General features: G+C 40.8%; 19 protein-coding genes. 11 read left to right on the forward strand and 8 right to left on the reverse strand.

The genetic code is table 11. The features are described from left to right. Window positions 1–14 precede the first annotated feature (14 nt). A complete protein-coding gene (locus QJ048_RS04735; protein ID WP_282333179.1) occupies window positions 15–626 on the reverse strand; it encodes a TetR/AcrR family transcriptional regulator in 612 nt (203 codons plus the stop codon). A 269-nt stretch (window positions 627–895) separates the two neighbouring features. Here QJ048_RS04735 and QJ048_RS04740 point away from each other — a divergent pair, with 269 nt between their 5' ends. Next, window positions 896–1207, forward strand: a complete 312-nt coding sequence (locus QJ048_RS04740; protein WP_282333180.1) for a ferritin family protein — start codon at window positions 896–898, stop codon at window positions 1205–1207. 232 nt (window positions 1208–1439) lie between these two features. Next, the gene (locus QJ048_RS04745) at window positions 1440–2492 is read left to right on the forward strand and encodes an ABC transporter permease (protein ID WP_282333181.1); all 1053 of its coding nucleotides are present in this window, start codon (window positions 1440–1442) and stop codon (window positions 2490–2492) included. Between the two features lie 121 nt (window positions 2493–2613). Here QJ048_RS04745 and QJ048_RS04750 read toward each other — a convergent pair whose 3' ends face one another. From QJ048_RS04750 to recF, 3 genes are all read right to left on the reverse strand, one after another. Next, on the reverse strand, window positions 2614–4185 hold the full coding sequence (locus QJ048_RS04750; RefSeq protein ID WP_282333182.1) for a hypothetical protein: 1572 nt from the start codon (window positions 4183–4185) through the stop codon (window positions 2614–2616). A 389-nt stretch (window positions 4186–4574) separates the two neighbouring features. Continuing rightward, the gene (locus QJ048_RS04755; RefSeq protein ID WP_282333183.1) at window positions 4575–4856 is read right to left on the reverse strand and encodes a DciA family protein; all 282 of its coding nucleotides are present in this window, start codon (window positions 4854–4856) and stop codon (window positions 4575–4577) included. 803 nt (window positions 4857–5659) lie between these two features. Continuing rightward, on the reverse strand, window positions 5660–6742 hold the full coding sequence (recF, locus tag QJ048_RS04760) for a DNA replication/repair protein RecF (protein WP_282333185.1): 1083 nt from the start codon (window positions 6740–6742) through the stop codon (window positions 5660–5662). Window positions 6743–6979: 237 nt separating this feature from the next. Between recF and pdhA the strand changes: the two genes are divergently transcribed. The 4 genes from pdhA (at window position 6980) to QJ048_RS04780 (ending at window position 10095) form a co-directional block, all read left to right on the forward strand. Beyond that, window positions 6980–7975, forward strand: a complete 996-nt coding sequence (pdhA, locus tag QJ048_RS04765; protein ID WP_282333186.1) for a pyruvate dehydrogenase (acetyl-transferring) E1 component subunit alpha — start codon at window positions 6980–6982, stop codon at window positions 7973–7975. A gap of 46 nt (window positions 7976–8021) precedes the next feature. Beyond that, the gene (locus QJ048_RS04770) at window positions 8022–8702 is read left to right on the forward strand and encodes a tetratricopeptide repeat protein (protein ID WP_282333187.1); all 681 of its coding nucleotides are present in this window, start codon (window positions 8022–8024) and stop codon (window positions 8700–8702) included. A 73-nt stretch (window positions 8703–8775) separates the two neighbouring features. After that, on the forward strand, window positions 8776–9276 hold the full coding sequence (gene ribH, locus QJ048_RS04775; RefSeq protein WP_282333188.1) for a 6,7-dimethyl-8-ribityllumazine synthase: 501 nt from the start codon (window positions 8776–8778) through the stop codon (window positions 9274–9276). A gap of 96 nt (window positions 9277–9372) precedes the next feature. Then, complete coding sequence (locus tag QJ048_RS04780) at window positions 9373–10095, forward strand: (Fe-S)-binding protein (RefSeq protein WP_282333189.1); 723 nt, start codon at window positions 9373–9375, stop codon at window positions 10093–10095. A 112-nt stretch (window positions 10096–10207) separates the two neighbouring features. Here QJ048_RS04780 and QJ048_RS04785 read toward each other — a convergent pair whose 3' ends face one another. Further along, on the reverse strand, window positions 10208–10978 hold the full coding sequence (locus QJ048_RS04785; protein ID WP_282333190.1) for a Rossmann-like and DUF2520 domain-containing protein: 771 nt from the start codon (window positions 10976–10978) through the stop codon (window positions 10208–10210). 18 nt (window positions 10979–10996) lie between these two features. Here QJ048_RS04785 and QJ048_RS04790 point away from each other — a divergent pair, with 18 nt between their 5' ends. Next, on the forward strand, window positions 10997–11836 hold the full coding sequence (locus QJ048_RS04790) for an alpha/beta hydrolase (RefSeq protein ID WP_282333191.1): 840 nt from the start codon (window positions 10997–10999) through the stop codon (window positions 11834–11836). Here QJ048_RS04790 and QJ048_RS04795 read toward each other — a convergent pair whose 3' ends face one another. From QJ048_RS04795 to QJ048_RS04805, 3 genes are all read right to left on the reverse strand, one after another. After that, a complete protein-coding gene (locus QJ048_RS04795; RefSeq protein ID WP_282333192.1) occupies window positions 11837–12739 on the reverse strand; it encodes a histone deacetylase family protein in 903 nt (300 codons plus the stop codon). Window positions 12740–12917: 178 nt separating this feature from the next. Next, entirely contained in the window at window positions 12918–13877 is a 960-nt protein-coding gene (locus QJ048_RS04800) for an ROK family protein (protein ID WP_282333193.1), read from the reverse strand. A gap of 129 nt (window positions 13878–14006) precedes the next feature. Beyond that, window positions 14007–15458, reverse strand: a complete 1452-nt coding sequence (locus tag QJ048_RS04805) for an MFS transporter (protein WP_282333194.1) — start codon at window positions 15456–15458, stop codon at window positions 14007–14009. A gap of 389 nt (window positions 15459–15847) precedes the next feature. Between QJ048_RS04805 and QJ048_RS04810 the strand changes: the two genes are divergently transcribed. The 4 genes from QJ048_RS04810 (at window position 15848) to QJ048_RS04825 (ending at window position 22147) form a co-directional block, all read left to right on the forward strand. After that, window positions 15848–17269 carry a glycogen synthase gene (locus QJ048_RS04810; RefSeq protein WP_282333195.1) on the forward strand — a complete coding sequence of 474 codons (1422 nt, stop codon included), beginning with the start codon at window positions 15848–15850 and terminating at the stop codon, window positions 17267–17269. Between the two features lie 122 nt (window positions 17270–17391). Continuing rightward, window positions 17392–18666, forward strand: a complete 1275-nt coding sequence (locus QJ048_RS04815; RefSeq protein WP_282333196.1) for a glucose-1-phosphate adenylyltransferase — start codon at window positions 17392–17394, stop codon at window positions 18664–18666. A gap of 301 nt (window positions 18667–18967) precedes the next feature. Then, window positions 18968–21013 (forward strand): 1,4-alpha-glucan branching protein GlgB, encoded by a 2046-nt coding sequence (glgB, locus tag QJ048_RS04820; RefSeq protein WP_282333197.1) that lies wholly within the window; start codon window positions 18968–18970, stop codon window positions 21011–21013. A gap of 111 nt (window positions 21014–21124) precedes the next feature. Next, on the forward strand, window positions 21125–22147 hold the full coding sequence (locus QJ048_RS04825; protein ID WP_282333198.1) for a tetratricopeptide repeat protein: 1023 nt from the start codon (window positions 21125–21127) through the stop codon (window positions 22145–22147). Window positions 22148–22359 lie beyond the last annotated feature (212 nt).

The raw sequence follows: 22359 nt of genomic DNA on the forward strand, positions 1-22359 counted from the left end.
GACGGTTATATAGACTATGACCTCAGTATTGTTGTTATCCAAATGGGTATCAGTTTCCTTCTCTCATTCATCAGCTCAATAAACTCGGCATCTTTGCTTAATGCTACTTCCATCAATAGCGGTTTCGCAACAAACGGAAAGATGATCATGCTGAAAGTGTTGATAACGAAATGCAACGGCTTGATTTTCTTGTTATTTTTCTTCAATTCTGCCTGGAGCTGTTGCATGAAATGTGACTTCAGCATTATGTTCCTGTTTAGCTTTTCTTTCAGAAATTTATGGTTGCTTTTCAGCGCATTTAGAATGAATAGCGGAAGATCAGGGTGTTCAATTATTTGATCAATGTAATAGTTGGTTAAACGGTCTATCTTTTCATCGATAGTGGTTGTAGTATCATAGAGGAGGGTTTGGATACCACCGATAAAGTGCAGCAGATTTTCAATCATTACCATTTCGAAAAGCTTTTCCTTACTTCTGAAATAATAGTTTAGCAATGCCAGGTTCATACCTGCTTCATCTGCAATGTCCCTTGTTCTGGCAGCAGCAAATCCCTTGCTGGTAAAGACTTTACGTGCGGCTTCTTTGATCTTTTCTTCCGTTGACAAATCCTTTTTTTGCTTAGCCATGGCAAGATGTTTGCACAAAATTAAAAATGAATTTGATATTTAAAAATATTTTTTAATCATTTGATTAAATTTTGCAAAGTCGAAAAAAAGGAAATTTCAGTTATTGGTTGTTAGTTATTAGTTGTTAGTGTTTTAGTGCGAAGCGTTGTTCATAGGGCGAAAGCTTGCTACACCTGGCTAATTCCTAATTCCTGAATTCTAATTCCTCGTGGAACAATATTTGCCATTGATCAACATTTACATCATACTTAAACCAAAAAAATTATTCTATGGGATTTGATCAATACCACGAACCACCTGAGGAACTATCCGAAGAAACCAGGACATTTGCCCGCATGATCACTTCATTATCAGAAGAAGCGGAAGCGATCAACTGGTATGAACAGCGTATGTCGGTTGAAAAAAACAAAGACGCTGTTGCCATCATGAAAAATGCACAGAAAGAAGAGTTTAAACATTTTGGAATGGACCTTGAATTTTTACTACGGCAGAATAAAGAATGGCGCGAAATACTAAAGGGCATACTTTTCCAAAACGGCGATATTGTGAAGAGGGGAGAAGAAGCCGAAGAAGCGAACTGAGGAAAGTTCTAAGTTGTGAGTTTTGAGTAATGAATAGTTGCTTTGCGAGATGCATTTGTTTCGCAAAGCAATTTTTTTATGCAGAAGCCCGCGCTTGCGTTTGGATTTCCATCTACAGGCCTTTCGTACACCGTACATCGCGCACCCTGCATCATGCCTCCAATTTCTCTGGTTCATCATTTTGAACTAATTTACTTTGCTAAGAATAACTGTTTCATTTAAAACTGCTGTTTTGCTACAATACATTGTCCGCAAATTATTTTATGGAATATTGGTGATGCTTGGCGTTGTAGTATTTGTGTTTTTCCTTTTCCAGGGTTTCGGTGATCCGTCGAGACTGGTAATGGGACAGCGTGCAGACGCTGCCACACAGGAAAATATCAGAAAGGAACTTTATCTTGATCAACCAAAGTGGAAGCAATTTCTGTGGTACCTCAATGATGTTTCTCCCATAGCTGTTCATTCTACTGCAGATATTAGCAACAAGCAATTGCATGGTTTATTTATTGGAACGGACCAAACCAAAATAGGTCTTAAAGTACCTTATCTGCGCAGATCATATCAAAGTAAAAGGGAAGTCTGGCAACTAATTATGGAAGTCTTGCCGGGCACATTATTATTAGCGGTCGCAGCGATGATCATCGCAACTGTTATTGGTGTTTTTTTGGGTGTAACCGCTGCCGTTAAGAAAGATACGTGGATGGATACTTCCTCCATTTTCTTAAGTATTGTCGGCATTTCTGCTCCTTCTTTTTTTATGGGAATAATCATCGCTTATGTGTTTGGATTTGTGTTAAGCAAGTACACGGGGCTTCATATGACAGGTAGTTGGTTTGATATTGATGAAGTGACAGGTGAAAAATATTTGACATTGAAAAATCTTTGGTTGCCCGCTATAACACTTGGTATACGCCCATTGGCAATCATAGCGCAGCTTACAAGAAGCTCCATGCTCGATGTACTCAATCAGGATTATATAAGAACAGCTTACGCAAAGGGATTAAGCAAAAATGTGATCGTATGGAAACATGCATTACGCAATGCGCTAAATCCTGTCATAACAGCCATCACAGGCTGGTTCGCAGAACTCTTAGCCGGCGCTTTTTTCGTTGAATATATCTTTGGATGGAAGGGGATTGGCAAGCTTACTGTTGATGCATTGGAGAAGCTCGACTTTCCCGTGGTAATGGGCTCGGTACTCGTTTGTGCGTCCTTATTTATTCTTGTAAATCTATTAGCTGATATTCTTTACGGAGTGATTGATCCGAGGGTGAAACGAATTTGAAAATGTGGAAATGTGGAAATTCATTGTGTGCGTCATTCTGTATTTATTATGGACAACCGTAATGGCGAATGACCGACCTAACGCATTTTCAAATTTCCACATTTTCACATTTTCAAATTGCCTAAGCTCTCTCTTCCTCAGAATACCTCCTAACCTTATGGTCCAGGTATTTTTGTTTGATGATCTCGCTCATTGTTTTGTTGTACAGTTTGCTTTCCACCCATGAAATAATGTCGAGGTAAGCAAAGGCGCGGGTTTCGAAGCGGTTTTTTTCTAGCTGCTTGGTCTTTTGCAGGAATTTTTCCATCTCCGCTCTTAATTCTCTGCGGGATACGTGAAATGAGTTGCGCAAAAACTTAAACATCTCTTGTTCCACCACCGTAAGGTTTTCACGCTTCGACATGAAGCGGTAAACTGATTTTGTAAGATACTCCACCAGGTCAAAATTGCCCAATTCGTAATGTGCCATTAAATGCAGAAGACGTGCATAGCTTTGCAAATCACTTCGCATGTCAACATTGTCATTAATAATGCGCAGCAAATAATCGATGCAGGTGTTATAATCCTGGCTGCCGAAATAAATCATTGCAGTTTTATAATTGATCACCAGTACGCGATGCTGATCGATGAACAACGCATATTCTGACAGCTTTTCATTAATGTGAGGAACCAATTCAAGCCCCCGTTGGAATGAACCTGTAATGGCACACAGATTGAGCTTTGCACTATAAATGTAAACGAAGGACTGCACTTTAAAGTTGTCGTGGTCCTTCACACGATCAGTTTCTGCAAATTCTTCAAAACGCTTCAGATCAATTTCGAATTTCTCATAATTGCGCAAGTCGTAATGCGAGTTTAACAGGTTGTGTAAACCTTTAATATAGTTGCCTGTTTCAACCCGGATCATTGTAGGCTGGTCGGTAAATAAGTCGACCCATTTCTGTGTGTAGCGATAGTACATCAAAAAATCCTGGCGAATAAATGCATACCAGCAATAGCTTTGATACAGGTAAAGCAACTCGTAGAAGCCCGTTTCCTTATATGCGTCAGGTGGAAGGTTTTCCTTAAAAAATTTTTTCACCCCCATTTCATCTTTCTCATTGCGGGCGTGGCCATTTTTTATGTAAAAGCTATAAAGCTGCATGGCAAGATTAGAAAGCCTCGCAACCATATCGATCCTTCTGCTCGATTCATTTGCTTCTTTGGCAAGCTGCTCAGCCCGGCTTTGCATTGTGTGTGTGATGTGAAGCGTCTCGATGCGTTTTTCCAGGGCAATGATCTGTGGAAGAAAAAAGAACTTCTCGTTGCTCTTCGCCATTTCCTTCGTTCGGGCCAGTAGGCGCAGACTTTGAAGGAACAGACCTTTCTTGTACAGAATATGGGCGTAGTCAAATTGCTCGTTCAACTGAAGATCGATGCTGTCGGCACTTTTGAGCAACCTTAGACTGGCGAGAATTTCTTTGTATAAATGTGTTTTTAAGTTGGAAAGCTGGGGCTTTAGAATGCCGGGCAATTTCTTTAATAATAATTTTTCATCATATTCGCTAAGCTTGTCCATAGCATCAAATAATTGCACAATTTTGAGGTCCTCTTTAGCAGAACTTCGCTTGATGTACAATTTAAAATGCCTTTTTTCCGCTTTTTCAAGGGAATGGATCAACTGAAACAATATATCTGAATATCTGTTGGACATAATCTAAAAAAAAGTCTGAAGCGCTTAATCATCAGGAATTTAAATAAAGATATAATCTTTTTGCCATGATTAAATCTTCATCAAAATGGTTATAAATCTTGTTTTTCGCAAAGTATTTTTGATATATCAAATGAGACGAAAAAGGGTAAGCGGGTCGTATAGTATTGAAAATCATTTGATAAAGCTGTAATCAGCACAAAAATTACCAGAACTTTTTTTCATATGGCAAGCAATCGTTAAAGCCTTCTGTTTCTACAGAGGGCTTATTTTTTTGCAAGATACGGTGGAGCAATTAATAATTAATAATTAAGAATTAATACGTAAGTCCCGGAATTGATGCTAAATGCCTCTTCATTTTCAACTTTCAACTCTCAATTCTCAATTCTCAATTACTTAATGACCACCTCTTTAATCACTTTTTCGCCCAGCGCCTCATTTACCTGCTTGATAATGTTTTCTTTTTGAAACATCAATTCGTTTCTAAGGGGAGCAACGGTAGTCGTTATATAAAGCTTATTCCCATGAATTTTTATGTCTTCCGTGTATTTAGCAATGGTCTTACCCATAATTTGTTCCCAAACCTGTTCTATCTGAATGGCTTGCATATAACCATTTAGCCTGCTGTTTTTTAGGAACTGTTTAAGTGCTTCTCCTATTGAATATTCTCCCATAACGATAAGTTGCGGTAAAGGTAGGAATCAATTAGGAATTAGGAATTAGGAGTTAGGAATTAGAAGGCGGAGGCAGGTAGTCTGGTAGGACGGTTTAAATTATAAACAACGAAAAGTCTGTTTTTTCGTAAATAATTGTTTTTCAGTAAGTAATACTTTATTAAATCTTCTACAGTTGAATGAAAACCTGTATCGGCTATGGGGTGTTGCAACTTTTCTTTTTCAACCTCCCTCTTATATGTGTTAATCCAATAATGAAAGAAAAAAACTTAAATCCAATATCAACTGAGTTCCTTCTTTAACCCTTTCATTATATACAAATAATTGGTGTTCCGGCTCGTTGGCGTTCCCTACGTAATGATGTGAGAAAGCATACTTAATCCGTACTCTTTCGAAAATTGCCGGAACACTTTTATTTCACTCTCCGTACAGACAAGGCATTGCCTTGTCTCTATAAAATTCGCACAGGCCCGTTTTTATCCATTCTATCAGAAAAACTAAAAGAATCCGTACACTATTTGAAAACAATAGATGAAATAATTATATCCAATATTTCCGGAAAGACCATCGTTCGTTAGGCCCGTTTTTATCCATTCTATCAGAAAAACTAAAGAAATCCGTACACTATTTGAAAACAATAGATCAATAATTATATCCAATATGTCCGGAAAAACCATCGTTCGTTAGGCCCGTTTTTAATCCAATCCATGCAAGACTGCAATGCGTTAATCCGTACTCTCCCGAAAACAATTGTAAAGACATTTATTTGGTAAGTGTCTTTTTTGTTTTTTAGAAATGAAGCACTATAGCTTGATAAGTTGTTGCGGAATGTTCAGTGCAGAAAATGCATTCGACAAACGATCGCAGTGTGTATCAGTTAGTAAAACCTGTCCGTCGTTATGCGAGCAAACCCATTGCAATAAATTGTTGATCCGGTTTTCGTCAAGTTTCTCGAAAACATCATCCAGTAGCAGGATAGGAGCAAATCCCTTTTCCTGTTGCAGGGTTTCAAACTCAGCAAGTTTTAAGGCAAAAAGTAAACTCTTTCGTTGCCCCTGTGAAGCGATTTGCTTGAAAGGCTTCTCAAACAATTTTAACTCGATATCATCCTTGTGTATACCTACGTTTGTGCGTTGCAGATAGAGATCCCTTTCTCTTGACAAATGCAGGCAATTGATAAATGAGTTGGCCGTAAGCTGGCTATCGTACATAATGTCTACAACATAAGTTTCGCCCGATATCTGCTGATAAAATTGTTTTACCAATTCAATAAACTTTTGCAGACGCTCTTTTCTTTGCTCAAATACGTAATTCCCCGCCGCGATCAACTGGTGATCGAGTACTTCCAGTAAATGTTCGTCCACTCTTCGTTGATCTGCGAATTGTTTCAGAACGCTGTTCCTCTGGAGTAATATTTTATTGTATTGGATAAGTTGCAGCAGATATTGATGATCAACCTGGCAAAACAGAGCGTCTATAAAATGTCGGCGTTCCTCGCTGCCGCCGGTAATAATTTGCACGTCGTCCGGGGCGATCATCACCGCGGGAAATTTGCCGATATGCTCAGACAGTTTTCCATACAACGTATCATTATCAGAAAACTCCTTTTTTCCCGTTTCCCGTAAAATGCTGGTGAGTTTGTGGGATTCACCGTTCAGCGTAAAATTTCCCTCCAGTCGAAAACCGTTTAATCCCTGCTGCACGTTTTGCGCATCACTTTTGGTGAAATAGCTCCTGGTAAAGCACAGGTAATACACCGCATCCAGCAAATTCGTTTTCCCGATGCCATTTTTCCCACAAATTCCCGTGACCTTTTCGGTGAAGTTGAAAGATTGCGCCAAATAATTCTTAAACTGAACGATTGTTATGTCCTGGATCTGAAGCATGAAGAACGCAAGGTAATTTGAAAATGTGGCAATTTGAAAATTTGAAAATTGCGGTGCGCACTATTTTTTAAAAAAATAAAACAATTAAAATATATAATAGAATTGTTTTATTTGTCAGGAATGGTAACCCCTTCATTTTCAAATTTTCAAATCTTCAAATTAGCACATTTCTTTTTTTCGAGTTTTCAGATTTTCAAATTGCTAAACCCTTATCTTTGCCCGTCAAATTTGAATACTGTGGCAACAAAATTTTCCAAAGAAACTTATTTGTATTGGTACGAACTCATGAAGCTTATACGCGAGTTCGAGTTAATGGCAGAAGAGAAATATAAAATGGAAGGCAAAATTCGTGGTTTCTTTCATGCTTATATTGGGCAGGAAGCGATTGCAGCAGGTTGTATGACCGCTACAAAACCGGAAGATGCGTTCATTACAGGATATCGCGATCACGGTTTGGCAATTGCCAAGGGTGTAAGCGCAAAAAGTTGTATGGCCGAGTTGTATGGTAAAGCTACGGGCTGTGCGAAAGGAAAGGGTGGCAGTATGCACTTTTTTGGAAAAGACGTTAATTTCTTCGGTGGGCATGGTATCGTAGGTGCACAGATCGGAACTGGCGCCGGTATCGCTTTCGCTGAAAAATATAAAGGAACAGATCACGTTTGCTTAACTTTCTTTGGCGATGGTGCTGCGAGACAAGGTATGGTGAACGAAGTGTTCAACATGGCAATGACCTGGAAATTGCCTGTAATTTTCATTTGTGAGAACAACCATTACGCAATGGGTACTTCTGTAGAAAGAACCTCTAACGTAGTGGATATCTATAAAATGGCTGATGCGTTTGAAATGCCTGCTGACAGTATTGACGGTATGAGCGCAGAAGCAGTTCACGAAGGCATGGCGAGAGCCGTGAAAAGAGCTCGTGAAGGCGGTGGGCCTACTTTATTGGAAATCAAGACCTACCGCTATAAGGGTCACTCTATTTCTGATCCTCAGAAATACCGCACCAAGGAAGAGGTGGAAGAGTACAAACAGAAAGATCCGATTGAAATGGTGCTGAAAACAATTCTTGACAACAAATTTGCAACTCAGGAAGAGATCGACGAAATCAACAAACGCGTAACTGACCAGGTTACAGAAGCTGTTACATTCGCAGAAGAATCTCCGCTGCCTTCAGACGATGAGGTTTTGAAGGATGTATACGTTGATCAGAATTATCCATTTATTGTTGACTAATCTCAAGCATAACTAAAAACTAAATTAAACCGTAATTAGAACTAAAATGGCAGACGTTAATCAGGTTCAGCAAACCGAAGAAAGAAATGAAGTGGTTGATCGCATGACCGGTTTCTGGGATAAAAATAACAAAGCGATTGTATTTGCTTTCGCTGCTTTAATCATCGTTGTAGGTGGTTATTTTGGCTACAAGTATCTTGTAAAAGAGCCAAGTGAGAAAAAGGCCAGTGATGCAATCTTCAGAGCGGAGAGCTATTACCGCCAGGATTCATTGACCCTTGCTCTTAATGGCGACAATGTAAATCTTGGATTTGTAAAAGTTGCTTCTAAATTTAGCGGAACAAAAGCTGGTAACCTGGCTAATTTCTATGCAGGTGACTGCTATTTGAAATTGGGTGATTATGCTAACGCGATTAAATATTTGAAAGCGTTCTCTACAAGCTCTAAGCAATTCGAAGCAAGAGCCCTTGCTTTGCTTGGTGATGCATATGCTGATTCCGGTAAAAAAGAAGAAGCAATCGACCAGTATAAAAAAGCAGGTACTCTGTTTGAGAAAGACGACTACAACTCTCCGGAATATCTTTTCCGCGCAGGCTTGCTTTCTGAAACAATTGGTAAAACAAAAGAAGCTATCGAGTTGTACAAAACAATTCAAACAAAATACCCTCGTAGCGAAAGAGGTATGTCTATCGATAAATACCTTGCGAGACTGGGCGTAACAGAATAATTATAAATTCAAAAGTCAAAATTCAAAAGGGTTCGCTTTTTTGACTTTTGACTTTTTTACCTTAAGTTTCGAAATGGCAACAGTATCAAACAGTAGTTTACTAGAAATAAATGCAGGCATTCTTCCAAAGGATGCCTGTATTGTTATTGTGAAAACAGAATGGAACGCAGTAACAATTAACAAGCTTGAAGATGGCTGCAGAAAAGTTTTTGCAGAGCACGGTATAGAAAATGTAAAGACGATCGTGGTTCCCGGCGCTTTTGAAATTTCTTTTGGCGTAAAAGCATACTGGGAAGCAAAGAAAAACTCTTACGAACAGCCCGATGCCTTTATTGCGCTGGGTGTTGTACTGCGTGGAGATACGCCGCATTTCGATTATGTGTGTAAAGCGGTTACAGACGGTGTGGTGAATCTGAACCTTCAGTTACCTGTGCCTGTTATTTTTGGTGTGCTGACGGTAGATAACCAGCAACAAGCTGACGAAAGAGTAGGCGGTGTGCATGGACATAAAGGCGAAGAAGCGGCAATTACGGCATTGAAGATGATCGCACTAAAGAGAAGCTTTGAGCACTAGGCTATAATTGAAAGTTGAAAATTGAAAGTTGAAAATGAGTTTGATAGGAGTGTTAAGTCTAACAACTATCAACTAACAACAAACAACTATTCTAACATGAACGTACAACTATTCATACCTTGTTTCGTTGATCAATTGTATCCGCAAACGGCATTCAATATGGTGAAGGTTTTGCGGAAACTTGGTTGTGAGGTTTCCTACAACGAGAATCAAACCTGCTGCGGCCAGCCGGCCTATAATGCAGGATTCCAGGATGAAGCGAAAGACGTTTGTTCTAAATTCATTAAAGACTTTTCCGGAACTGACTATATCGTTGCGCCAAGCGCTTCATGTACAGGTTTTGTGAGAAATTACTATACAAAATTGTTCGATAATTCCTCCGTTCACAATGATGTAAAGAACCTTGGGAATCGTTTGTACGAATTCTCTGAGTTTTTGGTAAAGGTCTTAGGAGTGGAAGATGTAGGCGCAACCTTTTCAGCTAAGGCAACGTACCATGATTCCTGTGCGGGTTTGCGTGAATGCAAGATCAAACAGGAGCCACGCAAATTGCTGAAAAACGTAAAAGGACTTGAGCTCGTTGAAATGAACGATGTTGAAACCTGTTGCGGTTTCGGTGGAACATTTGCCGTGAAATTTGAACCCATCTCTGTAGCTATGGCCGACCAAAAAATTGGTAACGCATTAGCCACAGAAGCAGAATATATAATCTCCACAGATCTTTCCTGCCTCATGCATATAGGCGGACGCAGCAACTTTAAGGGCAATAAGATTAAGACAATTCATTTGGCGGATGTGCTGGCGAGTGGATGGGAGTAATTGAAAATTGAAAGTTGAAAATTGAAAATGAACACTTGTTGCTTTGGCAAGAGACTAGCAATTCAATTCGATTACTTCACACAGCTAATTTTCCGTTTTCAACTTTCAACTTTCAACTAGCATCAAACTGATATCTCTCCATTATCTCATCACTAAAAACCTGATACAGTTTTTTCAGCTGCGGTTCGTGTTGCAGCAGTTTAAGATGTTTTTCTATTGTTGTTACATCTCTGCGCATCGCAGGCCCTGTCTGCATTGTAGAGGGGGCGTTGGTATTAAGTCTGCCAACTGTTTCTCGGATAAGCGGTAGTAACAATTCGAAATTAATGTCCTGATGTTTGCAATAGTCATCTGCCAACGTAAAAAGATGATTGGTGAAATTATTAACAATCACTGCACCCACATGGAGGTGCAATCTTTTATTATCATTTGCAATGGCAACTTCCTCACTGATTGTTGTTCCTAATTCAATCAACATACTAATGTCTGCATTGCTATTGGCATCCACAAGGAGTGGGATTTCAATATCGGCATCGCTGTTTTTCTTGAGACTTTGCAGTGGGTAGAAAACTCCGTAACGTGGGGAGATTTTTTTAAGCACTTCTTTACTTACCGAGCCAGCTGTATGCACCACCAGGTTATCGCAATGAAAATCATCGGGCAGTTCGTACAGGCCATTGTCAGAAATAGCGATGATGTACAGATCCGCATCTTTTGAAATGTCGCTCCAATCGTAGCAGGGCACAGCTTTCAGCTCCCTGGCTAGTTGAGACGTTTTTTCGTTGCCTCTTCCATGTACCTGCACAATGGTATGTGAGGCCCGTAAAAGCTTGTGGCCTACAACTGTTGCAACATTGCCCGTTCCTATAATCGTAATGTTCATTACACTAATTTTGGGGTGATGAAATTAAAACAAAAATTTGCGATCCGCTACATCAGCAGCAAGCTGAAACTTATTTCGGTTGTTTCGAAAAAACGTGCAGCTGAAAAAGCGTTTGATTTGTTCAGCAGTCCGGTATCAAGATCGCGAAAACAATCTGCTTTGTTTGATAAGGTTGAGCGACTACCCATGCAGGTTGATAACATTCCTGTAATGGCGTACAGATGGAACAAAGGAGGGGGTAAAAAAGTTCTTGTTTTGCATGGTTTTCAAAGCGCCAGCAAAAATTTTGATCATTTCATTCAATTGCTTATCGATAAAGGATACGAGGTATTGGCGGTCGATGCGCCTGCACACGGCGAGTCAGGCGGCGACAGAATTTTGCTGCCTTTGTACGTAAAAACAATTGAAGCAGCCTACAACCAGTTTGGCCCAATTCAAAACTTCGTGGCACACTCTTTCGGTGGCTTGGCGATCACCCATTTCCTTGAAAAAATTGAACACGGCGATGATTACAAAGTGGCGCTCATTGCGCCGGCGACAGAAACGTCAACTGCTATTGATCTTTTTTTCGCAATGCTGAATCTCAAAGATTCCTTTAGAAAAGAATTTGAAGAGCTTATTATTGAGAAAGGGGGCAAGCATTCTTCTGAGTATTCCATCGCAAGAGCGGTAAAAAAGATCAAAGCAAAAATATTGTGGATACACGATGCGGATGATGATATAACGCCATACAGTGACGTTGTTCCTGTGATCAGTGCGAATCACGATCACATACAATTTATCACCACAAAGGGTTTGGGGCATCGGAAAATATATCACGATGATAAAGTAGTGAAGGCGGTGATTGATTTCTTATGATCAGGAGAAGATATCAATTGCTGCTTTGAAAGTGTTGCAATGTGCTTCTACAATTTTTCTTACATCAGCAGAGTAGCCGCCGCCCATGGCAACCGCCACAGGAATGTTTCTTTTCTTTAGTTCTTCAAACACAAATACATCTCTTTGACGACAGCCTTCCATTGTAACTTTTAGTTTTCCAAACTTATCGGTATCGAGAATATCAACGCCGGAGAGAAAGAAGGCAAATTGCGGCTTCTCTTTTTCAAGTAAACCGGGCAAAGTGTTTTGCAAAACAGATAGATAAGTGTTCGTGTCCGTTCCGTCCAATAATGGCACGTCGAGGTCAGATTTTTCTTTGTGAAAAGGATAGTTGTGTGCGCCGTGCATACTGAATGTGAATACTCGAGGTTCATGTTCAAATATCCTGGCAGAACCATTTCCCTGGTGCACGTCCAAATCAATAATGATGATCTTCTCCGCATTCTTTTTGTGCAACAAATAATTCGCTGCAATTGCCATATCGTTCAACAGACAAAATCCTTCACCTTTGTCTGCATACGCGTGATGCGTGCCTCCGGCTATATTCAGCGCCACACCATCTTTCATCGCATGATAACAACAATCAATTGTTCCTTGCGCAATGACGAGTTCACGTTCTGTTAACAATGGTGATTGAGGAAATCCGATCTTTCGCTGTTCGCTTGCAGTTAGGGTTTGGTAGATCAGTTTGTTGTAATATTCTTTTGTGTGCGTTAGTAAAACCGTTTCTTTAGGGCAAATCGCTGGCGTAAAAATATTCTTCTGCGTGATCACTCCTTCATGTTTCAACTGCTCAGGAATCAATTCGTATTTCAACATCGGAAAGCGATGACCTTCGGGGAGAGGGTGAGAGTAGAGGGGAGAGTGAGCAATGTGAATCATGGGGCAATTAAGAATTAAGAATTAAGAATTCTTTGTGCGCTGCATTATGTCTTTTTTGACATTGCTTTAGGTGTAAAATTAAAGGGCAGCATTCTTGTCGAATATTGCCCTTTAAATATTATGAAAGTCGAATTAAGTTTAGAAATCTGAACCAGGAAAAATTATTAATTCTTAATTCTTAATTGTTACTTGTCCATACCAAAGCGCTCGCTCCCAAAATAGCTGCATCAGATTCTTTCAGATGGCTCACTATGAGTTTTACTTTGTTTTGGAAGATCTTGATCAGATTGGCTTCCATGTGCTCTTGTGTCGGCCGCAGGATGAAGTCACCCGCTTTGGTAAGTCCGCCAAAGAGAATGATGGCTTCAGGGCTGGAGAACATCACTGCGTTTGCCAATGCTAAGCCAAGAATTTTACCGGTATATTCAAAAACTTCCTTCGCAATTTTATCACCTTTGATCGCTGCATCATACACTTTTTTGGAATCCATTTCTGCCTCGGGAACAACTCTCAGAAGGCTATCTTCAGCATTTTTGTTCAGCAATTCAAGCGCAGTCAATTTCACACCCGTCGCCGAAGCATAAATCTCCAACGAACCATGTTTTCCTGTACCAGGATGAAAACGTCCATCAGGAATTACAATAGTGTGACCAAGTTCGCCAGCAAAACCATCGTGGCCATAGATCAACTGACCATTTGCCACAATACCGCTGCCAACGCCTGTTCCCAGGGTGATCATAATGAAATCTTTCATTCCTTTTGCCGCACCATACATCATTTCGCCGATCGCCGCGGCGTTGGCGTCATTGGTAAGTGTAACCGGGAGTTGAAATTTGTTCTCCAGCAATTTTGCCAGAGGCACTATGCCTTTCCATGGCAGGTTAGGTGCATATTCAATTGTTCCTGTGTAAAAGTTGCCGTTTGGGGCGCCCACGCCGATGCCTTTCATGCGTCCGACGCCTCCCGTTTTATTAATCAGTTCAAGAACTGCATCATACAGTTCGTCGATAAATGTTTCTACCTGTGTATGTTTCTTAGTGGAAATTTCGCTGGAAAATAACACATTGCCATTACGGTCCACGATACCAAATTTGGTACCTGTTCCGCCAATGTCAATACCAATTGCTAAAGAAGTCATTGTAAAGATGGTTTATAAGTAATGCAAGATAGTAAAGGATGTACTATGTAGGATGTACGTTGTACGAAATTCATTTGAGTTTGGCACTCTGAAGTATTTCGTACACCGTACACCGCACATCATTACACGCTAATGTCCTCCTGCGCTTTCTAAAGAATCATAGTCGATGCCTTGAGCTTTGAGCAGCGATTTTGCTTTTACGGCATAGAATGCCAGGTAAATAAAGCACGCAACACATATTATATAAGAGTATTGTATGCCCAAAATAGCATCGCTGGCCAATACACCCTGCAACAATGGTATCAAGCCGCCACCCATGATCATCATAATCAGGAAGCTTGCGCCTTCGTTGGTATGTTTTCCAAGACCTGCGATTGCCAGGGTAAAAATACAAGGCCACAAAGTGCTACAGAACAAACCAACGCTGATAAACGCAAAAGTGCTTACCATACCGTCAGCCAGCATACCAATGATAAGTGCTGTTATTGCCAAAGCTGAGTAGATCAGCAACTGACGGGCAGGATTGCCTTTGCTGAAGTAATCACCAATGATCAGCGCAACAATCACGGCTGCATAAATGTAGAATGGAACCACATCATGACCGGCGATTTTATTTGCAATGATGAACACAAGGAATGCCAGGTAAGGCATAATAAAGCCAAGAACTTTGGTAATGCCTTTGCTTAGGTTGAAAGCACCTACTGAACTTGTCCAACGGCCAATCATCAAGCTTGCCCAGTAAAGGGAAACGTAAGGCGCAACCTGGCTGGTATCAAGGCCAAGGTGTTTTTCAATGAACAATGGCAGATTGGATGCTGTAGATACTTCCACACCTACATAAATGAAGATCGCGATCATGCCCAACACAAGCTGAGGATATTTGAAAACCGAGCCTCTGTCTTTGTAGAGGTGATCTTTTGGATCTTCTACGACATCATCAGATACTGTGTGTATTTTGTTTGGTACAGAAGAAAATCTAAAGATGAGGGCTGCTACGATGAAAGCGGCGCCGAGTATGAGGTAGGGCGTTTTCACAGATTCGATGCTTGCTGTGGTATTACCGCCGGAAACACTGCCGAATATAGCAAAGCTCACCAGCAACGGTCCGATGGTAGTACCAAAGTTATTAATACCACCAGCCATGCTCAAGCGCTGTGAACCTGTTTTCGGATCACCCATTACAATGGCGAGCGGGTTGGCTGCAGTTTGTTGCAAAGAGAATCCGAGGCCAACAATAAAAAGTCCGCCAAGTAATAAACCATAAGAGGAGGTTTGCGCCGCAGGGTAAAATAACAAGGTACCAATCGCGGAAATGATCAGACCTAAAGAGATCCCATTTTTATAACCAATGCGGTTCAGAATATCGCCACCGCTTGCCCTGGAAACGCCAAAATAAATAATTGAACCTACAGTGTAGGCCACATAGAAAGCAACCGAAATTAATTGAGACTGCCAGGGGGCAAGGCCGAGGGCCTTTTTAAAAACGGGAATTAGGATATCGTTGCTCGCGGCTACGAAACCCCAGAAGAAAAATACAGTGACCAGCGTTCCAAACTGGGACCACTTCGTTTGTTGACTCATATTAGTTGTTGTTGTTAAATTGAAGGCTTAAAAATAAATGGTTTTTCACGACATTAAACTGATTTCGATAAAAAGAATAAACATTTTACTCATAAAGTAATTTTTTTTTAATGCAAATGCATTTCGAATGCAAATCCTTCTTAAATTGAACTGCCTATATCAATGTACAAACCTATACTTCCGCTGTACTTTGTGTTATGATTATTTTAGAGTAACTTTTATCAGGATAGAGGCCAAAGAACTCTTCACAAAGTTTTGGGCCGGTTTTCCATTGCACATTTGCAAGCGATAGTATGAAGTAGTTTCACCACCAAACTAGTGTCAGCTTTTTTGTGATTGTAATCACGGAACATTTTTTAGAATAAGGATTAATTTATAACGAAGAGCATATGGAAATAATTCACGTATCAGCGGAATGTTATCCGGTAGCAAAGGCGGGAGGTTTGGGCGATGTAGTAGGAGCGTTGCCAAAATACCAAAACCAGGCGGGGCACATTGCCAAGGTGGTAATGCCCATGTACAGGACAAAGTTCCTGTTTGACAATACATGGGAGGTTGTACACAAGAGTGGCACATTTCTCGGCCACAGATGGTTCGACTATACAATAATCAAAGAAAAAACAAATAAACTGGGTTTTGATCTTTATCTGGTTGACATACCGGGTCTGCTTGACAGGGAAAAAATCTATTCTTACGATGATGACGTTGAAAGATTCACTGCGTTCCAGATTGCAGTAGTGGATTGGATCAGTGTCTGGAGACATCGCCCGGATGCAATCCATGTTCACGATTATCATACATCGTTCATCCCGTTTATGATGCAGCATTGTTTTGCATACCGCCATCTTTCGAGGGTGCCGGTAGTGCTTACCATTCACAATGCGCAATATCAGGGCTGGATGGGCTGGGACAGAAGCAACTACATTCCCGCATGGGATGCGTGGTCCGGTGGTTTGCTGGGCTGGAACGGTGTGATCAATCCGTTGGCAGCAGGTATCAAGTGTGCGTGGAAGGTGACAACGGTGAGTCCGAATTATTTAAACGAACTACGTTATAACAGCAATGGCCTCGAAGCGCTTATTGAATTTGAAAGAGGAAAATGTATAGGTATTCTTAATGGAATAGATACCAAAGTTTGGGATCCTGCAACAGATTCTTATCTCGATTCCCATTTTGACATAAAAACATTAGAAAAAGGAAAGGCTGCGAACAAAAAATTACTCTGCGATACTTTTAAACTTGATGTAGATAAACCGCTGATCATTTTTATAGGAAGATTGGTTGGCGAAAAAGCCGCTGAACTATTGCCCGGCGCCATAGGTGATTCTTTGTACCATATCGGAACAAAAATGAATTTCCTTGTCTTGGGAAATGGTGAGTGGTGGATTGAGAGCCAGCTTGAGAGCATGAAAAGTGTGTGGATGGGTTTCTACAATTCTAAAATTGGGTACAACGAGCAACTGAGCCACCAAATGTATGCCGGGGCAGACTTTCTGCTGATGCCAAGCCGGGTCGAGCCTTGCGGGCTCAACCAAATGTATGCGATGCGCTACGGAACCATTCCTATTGTGCGCTCCACAGGCGGATTAAAAGACACCGTGATTGATTGTGAAGAACCTGGAGGTTACGGTGTTGTATTTAATGACTTGAGTGTTGGCGACATTACCAATGCCATCTACAGAGCATTGAAATTGCAAGACAAGCCGGGCAAAATGAACGAACTGAAAAAGAAAATAATGGCACTCGATTTTAGCTGGGATAAAAGTGCGGAGGAATACATAGGGGTGTACGAGTCGTTACAATCGAAATAATTGAAAATTGAAAATGAGTTTTTAGTTGAGAGTTGTTAACCTTTGTACACTTCGCATTTTCAACTTTCAATTTCAATTTTCAACTCCATAAATAACACTATTGTTAACTCATAATGCTTAATATGTCAAAACAAATGATGGCCGTGATTTTGGGAGGCGGCGCTGGAACGCGTTTATATCCTCTTACTGCAAGTCGCAGTAAACCGGCCGTACCTATTGCAGGAAAGTATCGCCTCGTGGACATTCCCATTTCCAATTGTATTAATTCAAACATCCATCGCATGTTTGTATTGACGCAGTTTAACTCGGCATCGCTGAACAGGCATATTAAAAACACCTATCACTTTAGCGCCTTCAGTTCCGCTTTTGTTGATATTTTGGCAGCAGAGCAAACACCTGATAACATCACGTGGTTCCAGGGAACGGCTGATGCGGTTCGTCAAAGTTTGAGACATCTTGAGCCATTTGAAAGTGATTATATTTTGATCCTTTCAGGTGACCAGTTGTATCAAATGGATTTCACTGAAATGCTTACTCATCACACAGACACAGGAGCCGATATTTCCATCGCAACCATTCCAGTTACGGAACGTGATGCTCCGGAATTTGGCATATTAAAATCTGACGAAAAACAACACATCACTTCATTTATTGAAAAGCCCAAAAAAGAGTTGTTGCCTGAGTGGGTGAGTGACACCGGTGATGATATGAGGCGCCAGGGAAAGGTCTATCTTGCTTCGATGGGTATCTATATTTTCAATAGAAAATTGCTTTTCGATCTGTTGAAAAATGAAAAGAAAGATGCTACAGATTTCGGTAAAGAGATCATTCCCGAAAGCATCGACAAATACAAAGTTACAAGCTACCAATATGATGGTTACTGGACAGACATAGGAAACATTCACTCTTTCTTTGAAGCCAACCTGGGCCTTACAAAAGAGTTGCCCGATTTTAATTTGTTTGACAACAACAACGCCATCTTTACACGTGCACGCATGTTGCCTCCGGCAAAGATCAGCGGAACCACTCTGGAAAAGGCATTGATTGCAGAAGGTTCTATCATAAATGCGTCGCGTGTTGAGAATTGTGTGCTTGGGGTAAGATCAAGAATTGGAAGCGGCACTACTATCGCAAACAGTTACGTAATGGGTAATGATTACTTCGAGACCATTCCCGAAATGGAGCAAGCTAAAAAAGGTGGCATTCCGATCATAGGGATAGGCAACCGTTGTTACATAAACAACGCCATCGTTGATAAGAACTGTCGCATAGGCGATGATGTGCGCATCAATGGCGGCTCGCATTTAACCAATGTTGACGAGCCTTTGTATGTAGTTAAAGACGGCATTGTCGTGATCAAAAAAGGAGCGGTTATTCCAAACGGATTTGTGCTTTAATAAATAGGAACGCAGATTTTCAAGATTGTCATGATTTATTAAGATTGAATTTTAATAAGCAGAGCGATTATGAAAAATCTGCGTTCTTTTTTACAAAAATGCGGAACGCAGCTTTTCATGATTTTTAAGATTTTCAAGATTCTTTTTAAGATGTTGTTTGCAAGCAAAAGTCATAACAGATCATGACAATCTTGAGAATCTGCGTTCTTTCTTTCTCAGGAACACAAATTGTTGTAATTTCTACAAAGAGAAATCATGACAATCATGAAAATCTGTGTTCCCTCTCTCAAAACCTATCGCCATGAGTGAAAAAGTGAAAAATAAACTGCTCAAGGAAGTTGCCGCAACCAACGGTCATGACAAGAAAACGCGAAAGAAATCATCTAAAAAGAAAAACAAATTGAATAACCTTCCCTACGAACAGTCACATTTTATTGATACTTCAAAAAATGTATGGAACTATACGCTGCTCTCCAATGAGGATGTGTTGAACTTTCAACATGGAACGAATTATCGTTTGTATGAAAAATTCGGTTCGCATGCTTTGGAAGTTAACGGAGAAGCAGGAATGTATTTCGCCGTATGGGCTCCGAATGCAACATCCTTGTCAGTAATTGGCAATTTCAATGACTGGAAGAATTTTGAGCACAACTTATTTCCCCGCTGGGATAAAAGTGGCATTTGGGAGGGATTCATACCGGGATTCAAAAACGGCGAAGTTTACAAATATCATATCGTAGGTTTTCAGGGCGTAGAGACTGACAAAGGAGATCCTTTTGCACATTTCTGGGAAATAAGGCCACAAACGGCATCCATCGCCTGGGAGCTCGGCTATGAATGGAACGATAAGGAATGGATGAAGAAAAGAAAAAAACACAACAAGCTCGATTCGCCGTGGAGCGTTTACGAAGTGCATTTGGCAAGTTGGATGCGTCCTGATGCGAATGACGAAGAATCTTACAACACTTATCAGCAAATAAAAGAAAGGATGGTGCCTTATGTCAAGGAAATGGGCTTCACGCACGTGGAATTCATGCCCATAATGGAACACCCTTTCGACGGAAGCTGGGGCTACCAGGGCGCAGGTTTTTTTGCGCCTACATCACGCTTCGGATCCCCGCAGGATTTTATGGATCTTGTAAATGCTTTTCACGAAGCAGAAATAGGTGTTATCCTCGATTGGGTGCCTTCGCATTTTCCATACGACGCACACGGCCTGTTTATGTTTGACGGCACACACACATATGAGTATGCCGATATGCGCAAGGGGTTTCACCCCGATTGGAACTCTTACATTTTCAATTATAAACGGGGCGAAGTAAAATCGTTTTTGATAAGTAGTGCGAGATTCTGGTTTGATAAATTCCACGCAGATGGCATTCGCGTAGATGCCGTTTCCTCGATGTTGAAACTCAGCTATTCGCGCAAAGAAGGGGAGTGGGAGCCAAACGAATTTGGCGGAGACGGTAACCTCGAAGCTATTGCTTTTATCAAAGATCTTAATGAGACCTTATACCGCGACTTTCATGACATACAAACCATCGCGGAAGAAGCCACAGACTGGCCCGGCATTTCAAAACCTACTGTCTCAGGAGGTTTGGGCTTTGGTATGAAATGGATGATGGGTTGGATGCACGATACACTGCGTTATTTCAAGTGTAATCCGTACGATCGGCAACATCACCAGGATGATCTCACTTTCAGCATGATGTATTATTATGACGAAAATTTCATGATGCCCTTAAGTCATGACGAGGTTGTACATGGAAAATCACCAATGCTGTACAAAATGCCCGGCGATGAGTGGCAAAAACACGCCAACCTTCGTTTGTTGTATTCTTACATGTTTGCACATCCCGGAGGCAAATTGTTGTTCATGGGAAATGAATTCGCTGCCACCACAGAATGGAACTATAAAAGCGAGCTGCCATGGCATTTATTGGAGCACGCCAGCCACCGGGGAATGCAAGAATGTGTAAAGGATCTTTGTCATTTACTTAAAAATGAACCCGCTTTATACCAAAGGCAATTCGATTCCGATGGTTTTGAATGGATTGACCTCAATCACCGGTCCGATGCCATCATTGTTTTTAAGCGAAAAGGTGAAAAAGCAAAGGATGACCTGTTGGTAATTTTAAATATGACACCTACTGTTCATCTCGATTGGAAAGTCCACGTACGTGGAAAAGATTCGTGGAAGGAAATTTTTAACAGTAACGATGAAAAATACTGGGGAACCGGCGACGTGTACAATCCATTTCCTGAAATAAAAATTCTGGATAAAAAGCACAAACTTTATGAAATAAATGTGCATTTACCAGCGTTAAGTGCTGTGATTTTAAAATAATATTTAAAATATATTTAAATTTTTGCACAAGTGTAAATTAAGGGCTTATTGTTGCTTAACTTGCACCGCGAATCCTATATCCCAACTGTTTTAAATCCAAAAGTTGCACAAATGAAAAGACCACTATTTACTGTGCTGACTGTTTTGGCCGTAAGCCAGGGCTTTGCGCAAACAGACAGCTCCGATTATTTCTACCGAAAGGGCACTGAAGAAAAAATTGCCCGTCGTTATTTACCTGCTTTTAACAATTTTCAAAAATCAGTACAGTTTAAACCGGAAAACAGTGATGCTCAACGAGCATTGGGCGAGGTCGCGGTCGAACTACGCAAATATGAGGATGCAAAAAAATCATTTTTGAAAGTACTGGAAGCAAAAAAAGACGATACAACAGCGGTTAGCAATCTTACAAATCTGTACTTCTGGACACGCAAGTGGGATGATGCCATTAAATATGCTCAACAGGCAAAAGCGCTCCATCTCGGTACCAACAATAATTACATAATTGCAAAAGCCTACTACGAGCAGGAGAACTACGGCAAATCGCTGGAGTTCCTCGAAATGGCTTACAAAGACGATAACAAAAATGCAGAAGTTCCATACCTCGGCGCTCGTTGCCTGATAGAAATGAGCAATTATAAAAAAGCAGCAGGCTGCTATGAGCAGGCCATTGCACTTGACTCCACAAAAACATTGTGGATGTATGAGGCAGGCTTGACCTACTACGCAATTCCGGATGATAACAAGTCTATTTACTGGTTGGAACGCGCCGGCGCAAACGGATACAAAAGAACCAATGATTATTTGCAAAACCTCTCCAACGCATACCTGAATACCAAGCAGTGGGACAAAGGCATTCCATTGCTGGAAGAATTGCAGCAACACAAACCGCAGGATGTGGAAGTAATTTATAGCATTGGCGAAGTATATTATCACACGAAGAAGTATGACATGGCAATAGAATCATGGGATAAGATTCTTGCTATTGATAATAAAAATGCCAACGCTGTTTATATGATCGGCCTGGCTTACCAAAAGAAAGGAGAAACGGCAAAAGGACAGGAGCTTTGCGATAAAGCGATTGCAATGGATCCTAATTTGGCGAAACTAAAAGAAGAACGGAAAATGCCAATGTAATTGAAAGTTGAAAATGGTAGGGGCTAATCGCATTCGCCCTGATGCGCCCAAAACGTGCAACATAAATATTTTGAAAATGCACCGGTCCGCCGGTGCATTTTCATTTATCCATAACAGTTAGCGGCGCATAAGAAGTCAACGGCATGCACAGAATGCATTTTCAAATTTTCAAATCGTCAAATTTTCAAATTTCTCCTTCGCTACCATCTTAA

The sequence above is a fragment of the Pinibacter soli genome (genome assembly GCF_029961145.1).
Taxonomy (GTDB): domain Bacteria; phylum Bacteroidota; class Bacteroidia; order Chitinophagales; family Chitinophagaceae; genus Pinibacter; species Pinibacter soli.

Bases quoted from the DNA above. Each gene is read 5' to 3' on its own strand.
- QJ048_RS04800 (WP_282333193.1), bottom strand. From the start codon at position 13,877: ATGACTTCTTTAGCAATTGGTATTGACATTGGCGGAACAGGTACCAAA.
- ribH (WP_282333188.1), top strand. From the start codon at position 8,776: ATGGCAACAGTATCAAACAGTAGTTTACTAGAAATAAATGCAGGCATT.
- QJ048_RS04805 (WP_282333194.1), bottom strand. From the start codon at position 15,458: ATGAGTCAACAAACGAAGTGGTCCCAGTTTGGAACGCTGGTCACTGTA.
- glgB (WP_282333197.1), top strand. From the start codon at position 18,968: ATGAGTGAAAAAGTGAAAAATAAACTGCTCAAGGAAGTTGCCGCAACC.
- QJ048_RS04810 (WP_282333195.1), top strand. From the start codon at position 15,848: ATGGAAATAATTCACGTATCAGCGGAATGTTATCCGGTAGCAAAGGCG.
- QJ048_RS04750 (WP_282333182.1), bottom strand. From the start codon at position 4,185: ATGTCCAACAGATATTCAGATATATTGTTTCAGTTGATCCATTCCCTT.
- QJ048_RS04770 (WP_282333187.1), top strand. From the start codon at position 8,022: ATGGCAGACGTTAATCAGGTTCAGCAAACCGAAGAAAGAAATGAAGTG.
- QJ048_RS04785 (WP_282333190.1), bottom strand. From the start codon at position 10,978: ATGAACATTACGATTATAGGAACGGGCAATGTTGCAACAGTTGTAGGC.
- QJ048_RS04795 (WP_282333192.1), bottom strand. From the start codon at position 12,739: ATGATTCACATTGCTCACTCTCCCCTCTACTCTCACCCTCTCCCCGAA.
- QJ048_RS04740 (WP_282333180.1), top strand. From the start codon at position 896: ATGGGATTTGATCAATACCACGAACCACCTGAGGAACTATCCGAAGAA.
- QJ048_RS04735 (WP_282333179.1), bottom strand. From the start codon at position 626: ATGGCTAAGCAAAAAAAGGATTTGTCAACGGAAGAAAAGATCAAAGAA.
- recF (WP_282333185.1), bottom strand. From the start codon at position 6,742: ATGCTTCAGATCCAGGACATAACAATCGTTCAGTTTAAGAATTATTTG.
- QJ048_RS04755 (WP_282333183.1), bottom strand. From the start codon at position 4,856: ATGGGAGAATATTCAATAGGAGAAGCACTTAAACAGTTCCTAAAAAAC.
- QJ048_RS04790 (WP_282333191.1), top strand. From the start codon at position 10,997: ATGAAATTAAAACAAAAATTTGCGATCCGCTACATCAGCAGCAAGCTG.
- QJ048_RS04815 (WP_282333196.1), top strand. From the start codon at position 17,392: ATGTCAAAACAAATGATGGCCGTGATTTTGGGAGGCGGCGCTGGAACG.
- QJ048_RS04825 (WP_282333198.1), top strand. From the start codon at position 21,125: ATGAAAAGACCACTATTTACTGTGCTGACTGTTTTGGCCGTAAGCCAG.
- QJ048_RS04780 (WP_282333189.1), top strand. From the start codon at position 9,373: ATGAACGTACAACTATTCATACCTTGTTTCGTTGATCAATTGTATCCG.